Source organism: Spirosoma endbachense (assembly GCF_010233585.1).
Lineage (GTDB): Bacteria > Bacteroidota > Bacteroidia > Cytophagales > Spirosomataceae > Spirosoma > Spirosoma endbachense.
Genome location: NZ_CP045997.1, coordinates 9,356,368 through 9,372,744 on the forward strand (window position 1 = coordinate 9,356,368; position 16,377 = coordinate 9,372,744).

The following is a 16,377-nucleotide window of genomic DNA, read 5'->3' on the forward strand; positions in this document are numbered from 1 at the left end:
TTGTTCGTTGTTTTGGAAAGCGAACAACTCGGGTCTGCTTCCCTACAATAACCCTTACCTTCATTTTGTCGGCTGGCAGGATGAAGGCATAAGTTGGGTAGCGCTGCCGGGTCTACTCAAACTGAACACAGTATGATACAATTTTTTAGTTGGTTACTCCTGCTTTGTTGCACAACTGGCTTCGCGCAGAAGCAAAAAGTATGGCTCGACGCTGACACCGGTAATGAAACCGATGATGTATATGCCATTGTGCGGTTACTGGCTGAGCCTTCCATTGACGTAGTAGGACTAAGCTCAGCTCATTTCAACAATGCCGATCTGATTGCTTTTGACAAGTGGAATCAATACTTAACGAAGGGAATTAAAACCGTAGCGATCAGTCAGCATCTCAACGAAGAAATTCTGCGGGCAATGCATAAAGAGTCCATTCCCCATCCGCTCGGTGCCGATCGCCAGATCGGACGGGCGTGGGGTGGTAATGAACCCCGACCATCGGATGTCACAACCAAGCTGATCCGCACAGTCAAAATGTTAAAACAAGGTGAAACGCTGGATGTGATCTGCCTGGGAGCATTGACCAATATAGCCTCAGCCATACTCCTTGATTCCTCAATTCTTCCCCAGATCAGGTGGTTCGCGTTGGGTGCAAAGTACTATAGCCAGACCAACGCATGGAGTAAAAATGAATTTAATATCCGGAACGACCTGAATGCTTTCGACTATTTGCTGGATAATCCTAAGGTAGATCTCACCTTAATGCCTATTGATGCCGCTTTGCCATTTCGTTTCGCTCGGGATACAATCTATCAGAGAATCGATGATAAAGTTCTGACCCAGCGACTTCTTAAACAGCGCTGGCAGGAAACAAATCCACAGGATAATGTGCGTACGCTCTGGGACCTGGCTTTGGTAGAGGCTTATTTACGGCCCCAAAACGCAACAGTCGTGGAGGTATCAACGCCCCCTGAAAACACAAAGCGGCTCATAAAAACCTATCGCAAACTCGACGTAAAAGCATTATCGGATGATTTTTGGCGTGTTGTCAGGCAATTGGGGAATTGATAAGTAGACCGCTAATTCTAAACTTTATGACAAGACAATTACTCTTGACAACAGTATACATGCTGGCTGGTTTGGCTAATCTGGCAACGGCACAGGAGTCACCCAATATACTAACTGATGTTGAAAAACAAAACGGCTGGAAACTACTGTTCGATGGAGTTAGCCCGGCAGGCTGGAAAAGTGCCTATACCGATAATTTTCCAGTAACAGGCTGGACTTTAAAAGATGGTACAATCGGGGTGGCGGAAAGGGGTGGACATGAACATATCGTTGGGGGCGACATCGTGACGAAAGACCAGTTCAGCGCGTTTGATTTAAGCTTCGAGTTCAACTTAGCGCCTGGCGGTAACAGTGGGCTGAAGTATTTCGTGACCCGTTCCGAATGCGAAAAAGGGTCGATTATTGGGCTGGAATATCAGATTCTGGACGATAAACTACACCCCGACGCCAAACAGGGCCGTGATGGCAACCGGACGCAGGCGTCGCTCTATGACCTGATAAAAGCCAATAAGCAGACGGGGGGTGAGAACCCACCAGGTCAGTGGAATACGGGCCGGATTGTTGTATATGCCAACAACCATGTCGAGCATTACCTGAACGGAGTAAAAGTCCTTGAGTACGACCGTGGTTCACCCGCCTTTCGGGGGTTAGTTGCCAACAGTAAATACAAAGGCTTTGCCAACTTTGGTGAAGCGCCCAAAGGGCGGATCATGTTGCAGGACCACGGCAATGCCGTGAACTTCCGCAGTATTAAAATCAGAGAGATCAACTAATTTTTTCGTAAAAACTCAATCCTATGGATCGTCGGAAATTTATTAAGCATACGGCTGTGGCTACGGCAAGTACCACTATTTTGAACTTCCCCATATATGGTAAAAACGCGCCAAGCAATAAAGCTGTCGTAGCCGTAATGGGCGTCAACAGCCGGGGTGCCTATCATGCCAAATCGTTTTCCAAACTACCGAACGTGGAGGTCGCCTATCTCTGCGATGTGGAAGACAAAGCCATCAAAAACGGTCTGGACGCCGTTAAAGACGCCAGCCGTCAACCCGCCATCATCAAGGACATTCGCGAGCTAGTCACTAAAAAAGATTTCGATGCGCTACTAATTGCCGCCCCTGACCATTGGCACGCTCCAGCGGCTCTGCTAGGTGTTGCCAACGGCAAGCATGTGTACGTAGAAAAACCCTGCGGTCAGAATCCCTACGAAAGTGAAATGCTGGTTCAGGCCCGCGATAAATACGGCAAACTCATTCAGGTCGGTAGCCAGCGCCGGTCGTTTCCAACGCTGATCGAAGCCGTACAGGAAGTGCGAGCTGGAGCAATTGGTAACCCGTATTTTGCCAAAGCCTGGTACACCAATTCCCGCAAATCCATTGGGATCGGCAAGAAAGTAGCCGTGCCCTCGACATTGGATTTTAACCTCTGGCAAGGCCCCGCTCCGCGCCAGGATTACCGCGACAATTTGGTGCATTATAATTGGCACTGGTTCTGGAACTGGGGTACGGGTGAAGCCTGCAACAATGGCAACCATGAAATTGACTGCTGCCGATGGTTTATGGGCGTCGATTTCCCCTCGAAAGTAACATCGTCAGGTGGGCGGTATGCCTATAAAGATGACTGGCAGACACCAGATACGCAAGTGGCTACGTTTGAGTTTGACAACGGGAAAGCCATCACCTGGGAAGGACGCAGCTGCAGTTCATACCCGATTGATGGGAGCGGTCGGGGCTTTATTATTTATGGCGACAAAGGGACACTAGTCAATAAAGGAGGTGGCGATTACCAGATTTATGACGATAAAAACAAGCTCGTCAAGGAAATCAAACCCAGCACAAAACTCGACCCTAACAACACTATTAGCGCAACCGGCGATCTGGAACTGACGCACTTTACCAATTTCGTGGAAACCATCCGGGAGAATACGAAACTAACAGCGCCGATTGAAGAGGGCCATAAGAGTGTGCTGCTTTGCCACCTGGCCAATATTTCCCAACGTACCGGCTCAACACTGCATTGTGACACGACTAATGGACACATTAAGGACAACAAAGCCGCTACGCAACTCTGGAAACGGGAGTATGAAAAAGGCTGGGAAATGCGGGTTTCGTAAATTATTTTCTGGCAGGATTCAGCAAATCCAGGCCTGAGCCGTATTGTTATCCGGCTATTGACGCCCGCAAATACAATCGGAAATCTTCGTATTGTAGCCATACCTGGCAGTGTATTTGAAAGCCGGTAGCGGTGAGGGCTAACCTTGTCCGGTTTTACCATGGCACCAGCGAAGAATGAGGGATCTCAAGCGTAAGGATAATAGAGATCCCTCATTGTTCGCCGGTGCCATGGTAAAAGGAGTTATTATTCTATTGATTATAAGTTAGTTATCTGATTTGAAAAATGAAAAGTAATTCCTTGAACATTGCATTTGCCACTCTCTGCCTGCTCGTTGCTCCGAAAGACACGGTAATTGCCCAGAATATCGACACGGGTAAGGGCCGGGTAAAAACGTCCTTCAACATAACATTACCGTACCTGGGTAGCATAAAACCCCGTTCAACCAGCGAAATCAAATCGTCTAACTGGCTAATCGGTTGCGAGACGATGGATCGCGACTTTACCGATTACGATCAGTACAAAGAATATCTAGTTCCGCTGGGAATCAAACGGTTACGGATGCAGGCGGGTTGGGACAAAACTGAGAAAATTAAGGCGGAAGGCCGCCCCGGTCAATATGACTGGGCATGGCTCGACCACATCATCGACGATGCCCACAAACGGGGTTTAAAACCCTGGCTTCAAACGTCATACGGAAATCATAATTACCCAAATGGGGGAGGATCAAACCTGGGAGCCGGAGTGCCTACGTCGAAGGAAGCGCTGGAAGCCTGGGATAAGTGGGTAGACGCGTTGGTGACGCGATACAAAAGCAAGGTGGTCGACTGGGAAATCTGGAACGAACCCAATTTTGGCGACAATCAGGAAAATACGCCCGAAAAAGCCGCTGCGCTGAATATTCGTACTATCGACATTATCAAACGGATCCAACCTGAAGCGAAGGTATCGGGACTGGCCCTGGGGCATATCAGTCTGGACTATGCCGACCGGTATTTTAGGGTGCTGGCCGAGAAAAAGAAGATCAACCTGTTTAACAATTTTACCTATCACGACTACACCTACAACCCCGATTCACATTACCCCAAAGTGATGCAGTTACGCGCCGTTCTGGACAAATACGCACCGGACATTCCGCTACGTCAGGGCGAAAACGGGGCACCGTCGAGTCCGGGTTTTGGTCGGGGTGCGCTGGGTGACTACGAGTGGAGTGAGTTGACGCAGGCTAAATGGGACACTCGCCGGATGCTGGGCGACCTGGGCCACGACATTGAAACGAGCGTGTTCGGCATTATCGAAATGGCGTACACCAATGGGCCAATCAATCGGCTCAATTACAAGGGAATCATTAAATCTGATTCTACGAAAAAGGCTATCCGGCCCAAAATTGCCTACTACGCTATTCAGAACGTTACTGCCATCTTCGATCATTCGTTGCAACGTATCAAAAAGCTGGAGCATACTTACAACCGGGCTTTCGTGCCTGAAAACAAGGCGGAAATGACTTATTCGCCCAGTACCGACCGGAGTCTGGCGGTTTATGCCTACCAGCACAAAGACACAAAAAAGCAGGTATTTACGATCTGGGCGAACGATTATATTCCTGTCGAATCGAACGCAACCCGTAACCTGTCCTTCTCGTTTGCCAATGCCAATATCGATACGCCAGTTTATGTGGATATCATAACGGGTGGCGTATATGAAATTCCGGCCAGTCAGTGGAAAAAAACGGGGGCCATCTACACCTTCACCGATATTCCAATCTACGACGCGCCTATCCTGATTGCCGACAAAAGTCTGGTGAAATTTCAGTAATCGTATTCCCGTTAGCTATGGCCACTCAACTCACGCCCGCCGGGCATGTTCAGCTCTGGAACGCCTTCCGCAGTGGCGATCGGGACGCATTCGCTACACTCTATGCATTGTTTGCCGCTGATCTGTATCGATAAGGCTACAACCTGATCCGCATAAGCCTTTGGTGGAAGACTGTCTACATGAGTTGTTCCTGCACATTTAGCAAAATCGGGACCGGCTGGGCGCTACAAGATGCTTTTCAGTTTTACCTCTACCAGGCCTTACGCCGACGCCTGTTAGACACCGTTGGCCGGATGAATAAGCTTGATTCGGACGAGTATCTGTTTGATGAGGCTCAGTTTCAGATTCAACCCTATGAGAGTCTATTGATTGAGAAGCAACTGCTTGATCATCAGAAACAGATCCTGATTGCGGAGTTAAACAAATTGCCGAAGCGCCAGAAAGAGATTCTTTACCTGGTTTACATGAACGGACTGACGTATCTGCAAGCCGCTGAGGTGATGGATATTACCCTGAAAACGGTTTACAATACCGTCAACGTAGCGCTGACGAGTTTACGGGTTTATATGCGGGACTCGTTAAAATAACCTACCTACCTGATTCTAACTGGTAGATGATTCGGAAAAATTTTCAGCACCTAATGGGAATTCCGGGAATTTTCCAGACATAGGATTGACGGAAAAAGGGAATAAGGAAGGATTCTCTGTTTGACTGGTAAAGAACAGTTTACTTCATGAAATTAGTGCTTCTGGTTATAGCCGGGTGTTTAGTATGTCTACAAACAGCCCATACCCAACCGATTGGCAACTGGGCTCTGTCGGAAAAGGGGCTGCCCATATATCACTATACGGGGGCTTTACCGTTTAAAGCGACGGATAACAACGGCAAGGATGCCAATCTGCCGGAAGATCCCTATTTTTTGCTGGGCAACTACCGACTGGCCTTACTGACTCACGCGAGTGGAACCTACCAACTTATAACCTCCGAGCGGGTATGGGCCCGAATGAATGCCGCAGCCCAAACCAATTACGGCTGGAACGAAGCCAGTATTTTGTTCAAAAACGACAAGGGAGCCACAAAAAAAATAAACCTGATTGGGGTTAAGTCCCTGGCGGCTAATCCGGCCCTGGTCCAGAAATCGTTTGGTGCTGGCTTTGCCCGCTACGATTATTCGCTGGATAATCAGGTAAGCTGTAGTCGAGTTATTTCGGTCAAACCATCGTCCACCATAAATACCGGAAATCCCTCGTTTGTCGTGACCGTTACGCTGAAAAACAACGGAAAACGACCGCAGGATGTAGCGTATATCGAGCGGATGCTGGTCAATTTTGTGCCAAACGGCACCCAGTACACCGACCCGGCTAAACGCCCCTTTTTGTATAACCCTACAATCAGTCTGGACGACAGTCACCAAATCGCGCTGGCGGACCTGACCGCAAGATCCAATACGTTTCAGGTCGTACCAACCCCGGCTGAGCGCTTTCCGTATGAGGTCGATCCGCCATCGGTATTTATGTACGCGAGGCAGACTCGCAGCGACTATCACTCCACCGTAACAGCGTCCGGCGACACGCTGTCGACTATCGTTACAACGGCGCTGAAACCGGGGCAAACGGCCATGTTCAATCTGGTGATCGGCTTGACAACGACGAACCAGCTTGCCGATGTACAGGCTCAGGTAAACGATCTGTTGGCCGGGGCAAACCTGGCCGACTCGTCGGAGGGTTTGTTTGCGCAGCAGTGGAAAGCGAAACTACCTGACTTTTCCACCGAAACGAACGAAATACTCAAACGGGAGATGCTGTGGAACGCCCACATGATGGAAGCTTCGGCCAAATACAGTGCGTATTATAAGGAAACATTTATCCCGCAGGGAACGGTGTACAGCTATTATTTCGGAGATAATATTTCGAACCGCGATCACTTGCAGGCCGCGATGCCCGCCTGCTACACGAATCCTGCACTGGCCAAATCGACGCTACGTTACGTGATCAAACATTCGGAAGCCGACGGTGAAATCAAACGGGGCAACGCCGGTTTTGGCTATTCAGCCCCGTCGATTTATAAAGAAAGCGACGAACAATTATTTTTCTTCAACACCCTTGCCGAATACCTGTTGATTACCAGCGATTATCAGTTTCTGAATGAAGAGGTTGCGTACTATCCAGCCGAAGCAGACCGGAAAGCGACAGTACTTACCCATCTGAAAAAACAGTTTACCTACCTGCGCGACGAGGTAGGTCTCGGCCCAAACGGGTTGGTCAGGATGCTGAACTCTGACTGGAGCGATAGTTTTTTTCACGATCACTCACCGAACATCTATGTCGGCTCCGCTGAATCGCACCTGAATTCAGCGATGGTGTTAGCCATCTTCCCGAAGCTGATTGCAGCCCTGGAAAAAGCGACTAATGCAGACGCGTCCTCCTTCATCAGCGCCCTGACGGAGTATAGGACAACCGTGGAGCAAAGCTATTTGAAGGATTTGGGCGACCGGAAATTTTCGGCCCGTGCTTACTTAAGCCCTAAACTCAGGTTCGGCCTCGACAACGTTTGCCTCGAACCACAGGGGTATCTGTTGCAGAGTCCGGGCTTACCGACGTCGCGTAAACGGGAAATTTACGAGTATGTAAAAAGCAAGGTGCTGGCTCCCGAGAAAATTGGCATCCGAACCCGGGAGCGGTCGTTGTGGGGCAGAAATGCCGACGGCGAAGATGGGGGTATCTGGTTTTCGCTGGAATATCCCGTGCTGCTTGGCGTCGCTACGTTCGATAAAGCCGAAGCCTGGTCGTTATTGATAAAATTTTCGTTTCATACCTACGCCGAGCAGTACCCTGATTATTGGGTGGGCCACTGGACAGCAGCCGACGAGGTGAACTCGACCTTGTACCGCGAAGGATTATACGCGTTCTGGGTACCGTCACAAGATCGGAAACGGGCCTTTCAGGGGTACTGCTCGCACCCGCACACCTGGCCATTGTTCTGTTATTTTAAGTTGAAAGAACGGTAAGTAACGATCTGTCTGTAAAATCATATAGGCTCATTGGGCCATTTGTCGATCTATGGATTTATCCAGTTGGCCATTCTCAATAATTTTTTAAATAGGGTCGTTAAGGGCATCCATAAAGGGAATCAAGAAGTAAAAAGCCAGTTTGAAATGCCTGAATAAGAGCTAACTAGCTGTAGCGATTTCAGAATGCCGTTTATGTCCATAAAGATCATTACAGCCAAGTTCCCATTGAACCATATTGCAATGTACAGAAACATAAAGTTTGTTAGTGTGTCTTGGCTTAGAGTAGGCTGCCAATTTTTCTTGTCTTAAAATAATCGGTCGTTTTCCTGTGCGAAAGTGGGGTGGGACAGTGGTATTGGGACAGCCCAATTTTCGTAACTGTCAACTGAGTCCGGCGAATACGGCAAGATTCATTCAAAAATTAATTTACTACCTAGCGAATCGTAACATGACCCGTGTATGCATTCGTGCGCAGGGGGAATTGGGCCAGACTTTTAATGCGCTTGCCCCCGACAACTATCTGGTTAAGGTGAATATCGTAGACCCGGCTTTGTGGATTGTAGCCTAAAATGAAGTTATCTGTGCAGTTTCCTTCCAATACGATATGCTGAAAAGTGATAGCATGTACGTTGCCTTTGCCCGGATCGGGGTCGTACCGGTGATCCATCGTTTGCAGGCCGATGAGCGTCTGGACATTGCCTTCGATATAAATATTTTTAAACGTGACCTGTTTTATATCGGCCTCACCAGCGTGGTTGGCCCGAAAAACCGGGTTTTTGCCTTCCTTATGAATGACGTAGCAGTCCTGGATCAGTGCTCCATCAACCGGCTGGTGGCCGCCCCAGCTTAAGCAGAACGTAGCGCCGTTACCCCGATCCCAGATCACACAATTCCGGGCCTCAAATTGCTGGATGCCGTCGCAGATCAGGAGGGCATCATCATTGGCATTAATAAAGCTATTCGTTACCGACACTCGCAAACCGGGGGCGTTTCCCACCGTGGGGTGGTCTTTCCAGTCCATGTCTGAGATGTGGATGCCATCGGTATTCTGGTGCCAGCCAATTAACTTCAGGTTGTCCACCTCGAAATGGTCATTGGGTGCTTTGGTCTGATACTTGACCTGATAATTACCGGCCTGCATGGCCGTGATACCTTCGATGGTCACGTTTCGTCCGTCTTCAAACAGAATATTAGATCGAAGACCTTTCAGTGGATGCTGATACGGTTGATGGCCCGAATCCAGTATGCCACGCCCACAAATTCGTACGTTTTCAACTGCTCCAAAGCCCCGCATGGCTCCTTTTAAGTAAGCACCTCCCGCCAGGTAGTAGGTTGTGTTGCTTTTTAGTGGGTAGGCATCCCCAATTCTATGTACACCCGGCCCGAAATAGACTACCCCTTTGTCTGTGGCTTTGGGTGCGTGGCGCTCGATGGGACAGGCAGAAATCAATAATGCCTGACGAGCACCACTCGCCCCGCCGGACCGATTTACTTCGACGACAAAATTGGCCGGTTTGGATAGTCGAAGAAAAATCTTCCCGTCCGCCAGTTGGGTTGTGATGCCATAGGGCTTGGGCCGAACCTCCACATTGTCAAGCGAACCAGGTTGGTTGGATGAGGTAATTTCCAGTTCTATCGGACCTGCAAAGGAAAAGATGCCGATTGACAATCCGCCTAAGCTATCAAGACTATTGATGGAATGATGGATAAATACGGGTTGCCAGGGTTGTTGGCCTATCCTAGCCCGCACCGAAAAGTACAGCGAAGGGGCAATCCCGGCGGGAGCGGGATAGACATCAAGTGATTGGGCAAAAAGTGTGCACGGCATCAGCAGCCATACCCCAATAAAGGCGAATCGATTCCTTGGCATCGTATAAGAAGAATAGGGTAGAACGGTCGGAATTATTTTTTTGACACGGTATACTCACCGGCACTCACCCTGAAATACAGGACTTGTGAATCGTTTTTAATGACTTTATTGGTGCTTTTCGAGCGGACCTGCCAATCACCTGTCTGCACGTCCGTAATCAATACGGTAAAGACGCCTTTGCCGGTCACTTTTAACGTGAAGGGGATTCCAATGGCCGTTCCCGTTTTGCTCAACAACACAATCCTGTCGCCAAGTCTGGCCCCGGTAAAAAGATCGGTTTCCAGCTTCTGGGGTAATCTGGCTGTGGATGGGGTTACGTTGCTATCCATCAGCTGCATTACATTCAGAAAAAGATTAGTCCGCGCTGCCTTTTTTGGCGATACCTGAATTCGCCAGGCGGCACTGTCTGCGGCCCTGGTGGACGGATTGGCTACCGGTTGCGGGTAATTGGTGCCAAAGACATCATATTCCCTGCCTTCTCCCCCCACTTTTTCGATGGTCAGATTGTCTTGGGTGGGCAGTAAGGTTGTGTTGAGTAGCTTGCCTTTGTACCCTCGCCCTGTTCGTTTAACAGTAGCCTGAGCGCCCTTAATCACAGGCTCTTCCACACTGTGCAGCAACCAGTATTTTTTAAACGTTGAGTCGGCTGCCGTAACATGATCAAAGACTAGCAAGGCTGCCGGAATGGTAGCGTCGTTAAAATTCAGGAAAACAAACGACCGCCTGACACTTTTTACCTTGGCTGAATAGGCAGCAGACAGCTCCCCTTTTAAGTACGAAAATTCGGGTCTGAGCGAATCGGGACCCACGGCATGGGCCTGTACTTCGCCGGTTTTGTATCCCTGAGTCAATAGCTCTGTCAGATTTTCAGGCTCATGGGCCTCGTTGGGAAACTGCTGGCCACCATCATTGCGAATAGCTCGTTTGTGCCAGGTAAATTTTTCGGCTGGGTCATAGATTAACAGGGTGTTGTGCGCAATGGACCGCTGGGCATAATTTTTAAAATGCTCATCACCATACGTACCGTTTTTACCCTGGTACACACCCGATTGAACCGCTAATGGCCCTTTGTAATAGAGTTGGAAACTGCCCGCATCCAGGTGCTGGTGATTAGTGAAATTATAGGCCTGGACTTTCATTTCTGCCACCACACTCGGTGAAGCTAAACCGTCCTGCCAGCCGGTTCGGGCAATCATGGCTCCAAACGGGGGCGCAAAATAATTGGTTAAGGGAAGCGAGGCCTTGGTAACCGGCGCATCCGCTTTGGGGCGGAGTGACGCCCAGTTAAAAAATAGAAACTCAAACAGATAATCCCGGTTGTCACCTACGGTTCGTTCTTTCAGGGCTTCGGCCAGAACAATCGGATCGTTGTGATAGCTGCCTGCTAATAATAAAGCACTCTGCCCCAGTTGCCACCACTGGCCAAACGTATGCGAGTGCTCACTATAATCGTCGCCGTTTCGGAGCAATTGGCCATCGGGTCGGCGACTGTAGATAAAATAATAGGGTACTTTTTGCTGTGCTCTACCGTATACATTGGGGTAGCCCATCCGGTCGAAAATAAAGGTGGCGTACATCTCCCAGTTAAAACGATAGGCCCCATACGCACTCCCCTGATGGTGATAACCGGCCGGATAGTAGAAAGCACGGGCCGGTACAAATTCGGCGAAGATTCTGCCCACAACACGGTTGTAGATAATTGGTTTCTCGTCATAGGTAGCAATGGCTAACGACAGCATATCTCTGGATAACTGCGCTTCTACGGTGTGGCTGGTCAGGGAGCTTCCTTTAATGGCTGGCCACTCAATCTCCATGGTGGTAGCCAGCGTTTCCATCCGGCCAATGAGTATCGTTTTCTCGGCGGGAGTTAGTACCGGGTAACACCAGTCATACACCATTGATCCAGTGACAATAGCCCGGCCAATTTCACGGGTCACGTCAGGTCGTTTGGGATTGATTTTGAGGGTACCATAGTAGTGCAGGAGGGCATCAATCGCTGCCCGACCGAGTTTTTGGTCATTATTTAAAACCGATAAGAACGCTTTGGCCTCAATGGCATTACTGACCGCTACGTTATTATTGTGCGTTTCACCAGTCAGAGGCAGGTAGCCATCGGTGCTGAGGGCGGCTGCAGAAACAATTTTCTTCCAGCAATCCTTTAGTAAAGGGCTTGTCGCTTTCTTTTTCAGTTCGGGGATGTCCTCTGCCCTTAAGTAAAGTCTTGGATGCTGGGCAGGCGGGATGGGCAGTTTCAGGCCTTCTCCTTCCCGTTTGGTCAGTGGTGGGTACGTGATGGCGACAATCTGATTGGTATCGGACGTTTGTTGAGCACCGATAGTGGGTGCACTTATAAGTTGGTTTGTAGCTGCATTCACTGTCGTTAGGTCGACATTGGACAGCAGAATCACCGTTGCGAAAATAGAGAAATTGTGTTTCATGCTAACCGACAGGTGATTGATTCAGAAATACGCCTTCATGGCTTTGGGATACTGCGCCATGGCCAGTTCTGGTTCTTCAAGTTCAGGATGCCACCGTTTCTCCCACTCAAAGCTGTAGAACCCCTGATAGCCGCTCTTGGCTAGGACCGAAATCGCTTTCTGTAAGGGAGCTTCTCCCTGTCCAACCAGCACGTAGCGGTGTTTCCCGTTTTCAATTCGGCCATCTTTTATATGCGTATGCCGAATGTATTTTTTTAATTTACTATATACCTCGCCGACATCCTCATGGCTATCTCCCGGAGCGCTGGCCGTCCACATATTGAATACGTCCCAGATCAGCCCGACGTTCGGATGTTCGGCGGCCGTCAGAATCCGGAGTAACAAATCGCTTCGGGTCAACTCGCCGTGCGATTCGAGCAACACCGTAACGGAACGGAGTTTGGCGTACTCGCCCAATTCAAGCAGACCCTGGCTGATGAGCTGCAATGTTTGCTCACGAGGTTGGTCGGGTGGCAACTGGTCGGGGAAGACCCGCACAAATGGGCAATTAAGCTGCTGAGCCAGGTCGATATACCGCCGGGCTTCGTCTACCTGCTGGCTTCGTTTTGTCGGGTCGGCATGGTGCAGTTGGGCCGACGAGCCTAAGTTAATAATCCGAACACCCTTCCCGGCAAACCGTTTCCGACTCTCGGCAGCACGGGTGGGAGTGCTAAATTCCGGGCGTTTAGTAAGGTCCATTTCCTTCTCCAGTCCGCGCAATTCTACACCCTGATACCCATTGTCGACGGCTGTTTTCAAGATGGTTTCCAGCGACCAGGCCGGGCAACCCAGCGTTGAAAACGATAGTTTAGGTTTTGGCGCGAAGGTAATAGAGGGCCATTCGGGAATAGCCAGTGCGGCCATGCCAAAGGAGGAAGCCAGGAACGAACGTCGGGTTGGATGAGTCATGCTGAAAATAAATGTAGATTTAAGCAGCGTTTGAAAGGGGCTTGCCAATGAAGATTTACGGCTGATTTTGCGCTATTTAGGCTGGTAACAATCCGTTACCCGGTACAGTCGACCATCAGCTTTTGTGAACAGATACAAGTCCTGATTCTGGCCAATACCAAATCGAAGGTCTGTTTTTTTGCTGCCACATAATTTTTGAAAGGTGGTTAGCTGCCGGAGTGCCAATCCAGGCTGGGCCGCCCCACCGTCTACTTCTATCTCGAATTCCTGAACGAGGGCCTGCGTTCGGGGCTTTAGTTCGTTGTTGTTGACAAAGAATACCCGCCCGTTAACGATGTCGCCAAATACGTATTTCCCGGTAAGCAGGGGCAGCGCGGTTCCGGCATACACAAACCCGCCCGAAATGGCATTGCCTTCATCATGGTCGTATTGTACCACCGGATACAAATACCCAGACGTTGAATCGTCGGGAGGTAGGGGATACACCACACTCATGTCGCCCCTTGGATTCATCTGAAACGTACCTTCCCGCTCCGGCCAGCCGTAGTCTCCTCCAGCAACGCCAAGGTTGATTTCTTCGGCATTGTGCTGACCAATGTCCGCAATCAGCATCTTCCCATCGGGTGTCCAGCTAATGCGGTTTGGGTTGCGGAATCCCCGGCAGAATAGCTCCCCGAGTGTAGCCGGGTCCTTGTCCTGCGCGTAGGGATTACCAGGTGGAATGCCATACCGGCCGTTTGCACTATTGCTTCCTCTGGGGTCAATTCGCACGACCGAACCCCAGATTCGGCTTTTGTCATTGCACAAAAAGTAAAAGCCATCTTCGGTAGCCCCGCCATCGCCTATGCCAATATACAACAACCCGTAGTCGGGGTCTCCAGGCCGGGCCAGTGAATTGAAGGTGATTTCCTGAAGTCCATGAATGGCCGAAACGAAGTTGACGCGCATCAGTTCACGACCTTTTCCAGAAAAAACGGCTTTGGTCGGATCACTCATTTTCCATTCGGTGAGCACCCATTGCAACCGGACGGGAATCGAATCGGCGTAGGCAAAATCGGCGGGAGCCGTTCCTGCTTTTTCGGTATGGGTGGTATAAAAAAGACCGTTCTGATAAATCTCCGGATGAAAGGCGAAACTGCCGAACCCTGAGCCCAAGCCCGGCGAATGAATAAAGTCCGAACGCTCTTTGCTAAGGTCCATAAAAACATGTAGTTCCTTGCCTGCCAGCTCATAAAGGATTCCCCGTAAATCCTCAATAAATACCCGGTCTGGCGTGACCCGGCCTGGCTGACCCGGCAAGACGGCCATTTTGTTGATTCGAGCCCTGGGAATAGTCGTTGCGCTTGACGGCGCAGTTAGTACTTCGCTCAGTCGAAGCCGCAGACCTGATTTGGCGGGGCTGGTCAAAATCGGATTTCTCAGGCCAACATCCCGTCTTTTATTCCCAGAAGCAGGTAATTGGGCTTTTTGATTGGCCTGAAGGTAGGCCAGTAAGGCGTTTAAATCGGTATCTGTCAATATTGGGAAGGCGGGCATCACCTGCTTATACTCCGCGAGAAGCCGGATTGCCCGGTTGTCTTTCTGGCTAATCTTTCCCGGCGCATTCCGAATAAACTGCTTTAGCCAGGTCACTGGCACCTCAGTAGTAACTTGCCCCAAGTTTGGTCCAATTCCTTTTTGCAAAAAGTTATGGCAGTGTGAGCAGTTATTCTGAAATAGCAATTGCCCTTTTTCCAGGACTCCCTTGTCAATTGAAAAAGCGACTTTTTCCGTGCCACCCGGCTTTTGTTGGTGACCAACGGTTTTTTGTGCTATGGCGAACCTGCCCCAAACAACACTAGCCAGCATAACGAAAAAACACACAAGCGATTTGAAGCAGATGAAACGCGAAGGCATTGATGAGTTCGATTAACAGTCCAGTTTATACGGAAGTCAATTTAGGGTAATTTTTTACTTCGGATGAGCACCCCGCACTATCTTCCAGGCGTTGTCCCCCGCGAAGTGTTGGTCGATACCATCAGCCGGGAAGGTGCCACAGCGGTCTGTCCAAAGGCTGTTATTTGATACTTCAAACGGGGACCAGTTCCTGTTGAAGCCGAATTACTCACCGTGACGACAATGGCTTTGTCGGGCGAGGTAATGACAACCTGGCTGGCCGATTGGCCTAAACACAGTTTTGACAGCGCAAAAACAAGGTAACTAAAATGCGTAACTGTAAATTCTTCATGACAATAAGGGAATGGCTAACTTTATCAGGAAAAGTCGGAAGTAGCTCAGAAGACTGGTGGGGTACACGGTAACCGCTGCAAACTATGACTTTTGAAAAGGAAGCGGTTCGCACAGATACGCCCGCAGCGTTTGCAGAGCCACGTTAACGGAGTTATATACCGTTTTGATCGTAACATCCATCACCTCTGCCGTTTGTTGATAGGTAAGTTCGTTCATGTACACTAAATAGAGCACCTCTTTCTGACGTCTTGGCAACTGATTGAGGTGATAGAGGACCACCAGCTTTTGCTGTTCAGCAACTTGTTCCTCGATCAGGACTTGCTCATAGGAGTCAATCCAAAGCCCGGCATTATCAAAAACATACTCATTCGAGTTTAATTTGCCCGATCGGGTAGCTGTATCTACTAACCGGCGTCGTAACGCCCGGTAGAGGTAGAATCGGATGTTGTCTGTACCACCAAGCCGGGCTTTGTTCTCATGCAAGTGGAGAAACAACTCGTGCAGGCAATCCTCGACCAATTGTTTGTTCCGAATCAGGTTGTAGCCATAGCGGTATAAGTCTGCCGCGAACAAGTCATACAATTGGGCAAAGGCCACTGGGTCTCCCTGTCTGAAGCTATTCCAGAGGGCAATGTGTTCGGAAGGCGACAGGCGGGCGTTCATAGCTTATTACGGCAATTTTTGGTGGGTATTGTTTAGCGAAGTAAATTCCATATGCAGTTCTTCTCTTGCAAAATTCCAACAAGTTCCAGCACCATTCTAATGGGTCTTTTGCAGAAAATGTTGCCTATTTTGCATTTAATATAATATCATGCGGATAGGGGCAAATTTTAGAATATTCTACTGCCTATAGTGATAGACTGGTAATGCTATTTCAACCAATCGTTAACGTA

At 49.4% G+C, this 16,377-nt stretch carries 11 protein-coding genes; 6 read left to right on the forward strand and 5 right to left on the reverse strand.

Annotated features, from left to right (window positions below; all coding sequences use genetic code 11):
- The first annotated feature begins 132 nt into the window (after nucleotides 1–132).
- From GJR95_RS37620 to GJR95_RS37645, 6 genes are all read left to right on the forward strand, one after another.
- Nucleotides 133–1,062, forward strand: coding sequence for a nucleoside hydrolase (locus GJR95_RS37620; protein WP_162390765.1), 930 nt, complete (start codon nucleotides 133–135; stop codon nucleotides 1,060–1,062).
- A gap of 26 nt (nucleotides 1,063–1,088) precedes the next feature.
- Nucleotides 1,089–1,835 (forward strand): 3-keto-disaccharide hydrolase, encoded by a 747-nt coding sequence (locus tag GJR95_RS37625; protein WP_162390766.1) that lies wholly within the window; start codon nucleotides 1,089–1,091, stop codon nucleotides 1,833–1,835.
- Nucleotides 1,836–1,858: 23 nt separating this feature from the next.
- Nucleotides 1,859–3,175, forward strand: a complete 1,317-nt coding sequence (locus GJR95_RS37630) for a Gfo/Idh/MocA family protein (RefSeq protein WP_162390767.1) — start codon at nucleotides 1,859–1,861, stop codon at nucleotides 3,173–3,175.
- 284 nt (nucleotides 3,176–3,459) lie between these two features.
- Nucleotides 3,460–4,989 (forward strand): GH39 family glycosyl hydrolase, encoded by a 1,530-nt coding sequence (locus tag GJR95_RS37635; RefSeq protein ID WP_162390768.1) that lies wholly within the window; start codon nucleotides 3,460–3,462, stop codon nucleotides 4,987–4,989.
- Between the two features lie 179 nt (nucleotides 4,990–5,168).
- Nucleotides 5,169–5,576, forward strand: coding sequence for an RNA polymerase sigma factor (locus tag GJR95_RS37640; protein WP_232540986.1), 408 nt, complete (start codon nucleotides 5,169–5,171; stop codon nucleotides 5,574–5,576).
- Nucleotides 5,577–5,722: 146 nt separating this feature from the next.
- Nucleotides 5,723–7,996, forward strand: a complete 2,274-nt coding sequence (locus GJR95_RS37645; RefSeq protein WP_162390769.1) for a GH36-type glycosyl hydrolase domain-containing protein — start codon at nucleotides 5,723–5,725, stop codon at nucleotides 7,994–7,996.
- Between the two features lie 436 nt (nucleotides 7,997–8,432).
- Here GJR95_RS37645 and GJR95_RS37650 read toward each other — a convergent pair whose 3' ends face one another.
- The 5 genes from GJR95_RS37650 to GJR95_RS37670 form a co-directional block, all read right to left on the reverse strand.
- A complete protein-coding gene (locus GJR95_RS37650; RefSeq protein ID WP_162390770.1) occupies nucleotides 8,433–9,869 on the reverse strand; it encodes a glycoside hydrolase family protein in 1,437 nt (478 codons plus the stop codon).
- A gap of 32 nt (nucleotides 9,870–9,901) precedes the next feature.
- On the reverse strand, nucleotides 9,902–12,307 hold the full coding sequence (gene hepB / locus GJR95_RS37655; protein ID WP_162390771.1) for a heparin/heparin-sulfate lyase HepB: 2,406 nt from the start codon (nucleotides 12,305–12,307) through the stop codon (nucleotides 9,902–9,904).
- A 21-nt stretch (nucleotides 12,308–12,328) separates the two neighbouring features.
- Nucleotides 12,329–13,255, reverse strand: a complete 927-nt coding sequence (locus GJR95_RS37660) for a sugar phosphate isomerase/epimerase family protein (protein ID WP_162390772.1) — start codon at nucleotides 13,253–13,255, stop codon at nucleotides 12,329–12,331.
- A gap of 72 nt (nucleotides 13,256–13,327) precedes the next feature.
- Nucleotides 13,328–15,151 (reverse strand): PQQ-dependent sugar dehydrogenase, encoded by a 1,824-nt coding sequence (locus GJR95_RS37665; RefSeq protein WP_162390773.1) that lies wholly within the window; start codon nucleotides 15,149–15,151, stop codon nucleotides 13,328–13,330.
- A 414-nt stretch (nucleotides 15,152–15,565) separates the two neighbouring features.
- Nucleotides 15,566–16,147 carry an RNA polymerase sigma factor gene (locus GJR95_RS37670; RefSeq protein ID WP_162390774.1) on the reverse strand — a complete coding sequence of 194 codons (582 nt, stop codon included), beginning with the start codon at nucleotides 16,145–16,147 and terminating at the stop codon, nucleotides 15,566–15,568.
- Nucleotides 16,148–16,377: the final 230 nt, after the last annotated feature.

Bases quoted from the DNA above. Each gene is read 5' to 3' on its own strand.
- GJR95_RS37650 (WP_162390770.1), bottom strand. From the start codon at position 9,869: ATGCCAAGGAATCGATTCGCCTTTATTGGGGTATGGCTGCTGATGCCG.
- GJR95_RS37630 (WP_162390767.1), top strand. From the start codon at position 1,859: ATGGATCGTCGGAAATTTATTAAGCATACGGCTGTGGCTACGGCAAGT.
- GJR95_RS37670 (WP_162390774.1), bottom strand. From the start codon at position 16,147: ATGAACGCCCGCCTGTCGCCTTCCGAACACATTGCCCTCTGGAATAGC.
- GJR95_RS37620 (WP_162390765.1), top strand. From the start codon at position 133: ATGATACAATTTTTTAGTTGGTTACTCCTGCTTTGTTGCACAACTGGC.
- GJR95_RS37645 (WP_162390769.1), top strand. From the start codon at position 5,723: ATGAAATTAGTGCTTCTGGTTATAGCCGGGTGTTTAGTATGTCTACAA.
- GJR95_RS37625 (WP_162390766.1), top strand. From the start codon at position 1,089: ATGACAAGACAATTACTCTTGACAACAGTATACATGCTGGCTGGTTTG.
- GJR95_RS37640 (WP_232540986.1), top strand. From the start codon at position 5,169: ATGAGTTGTTCCTGCACATTTAGCAAAATCGGGACCGGCTGGGCGCTA.
- GJR95_RS37660 (WP_162390772.1), bottom strand. From the start codon at position 13,255: ATGACTCATCCAACCCGACGTTCGTTCCTGGCTTCCTCCTTTGGCATG.
- GJR95_RS37635 (WP_162390768.1), top strand. From the start codon at position 3,460: ATGAAAAGTAATTCCTTGAACATTGCATTTGCCACTCTCTGCCTGCTC.
- GJR95_RS37665 (WP_162390773.1), bottom strand. From the start codon at position 15,151: ATGCCTTCGCGTTTCATCTGCTTCAAATCGCTTGTGTGTTTTTTCGTT.
- hepB (WP_162390771.1), bottom strand. From the start codon at position 12,307: ATGAAACACAATTTCTCTATTTTCGCAACGGTGATTCTGCTGTCCAAT.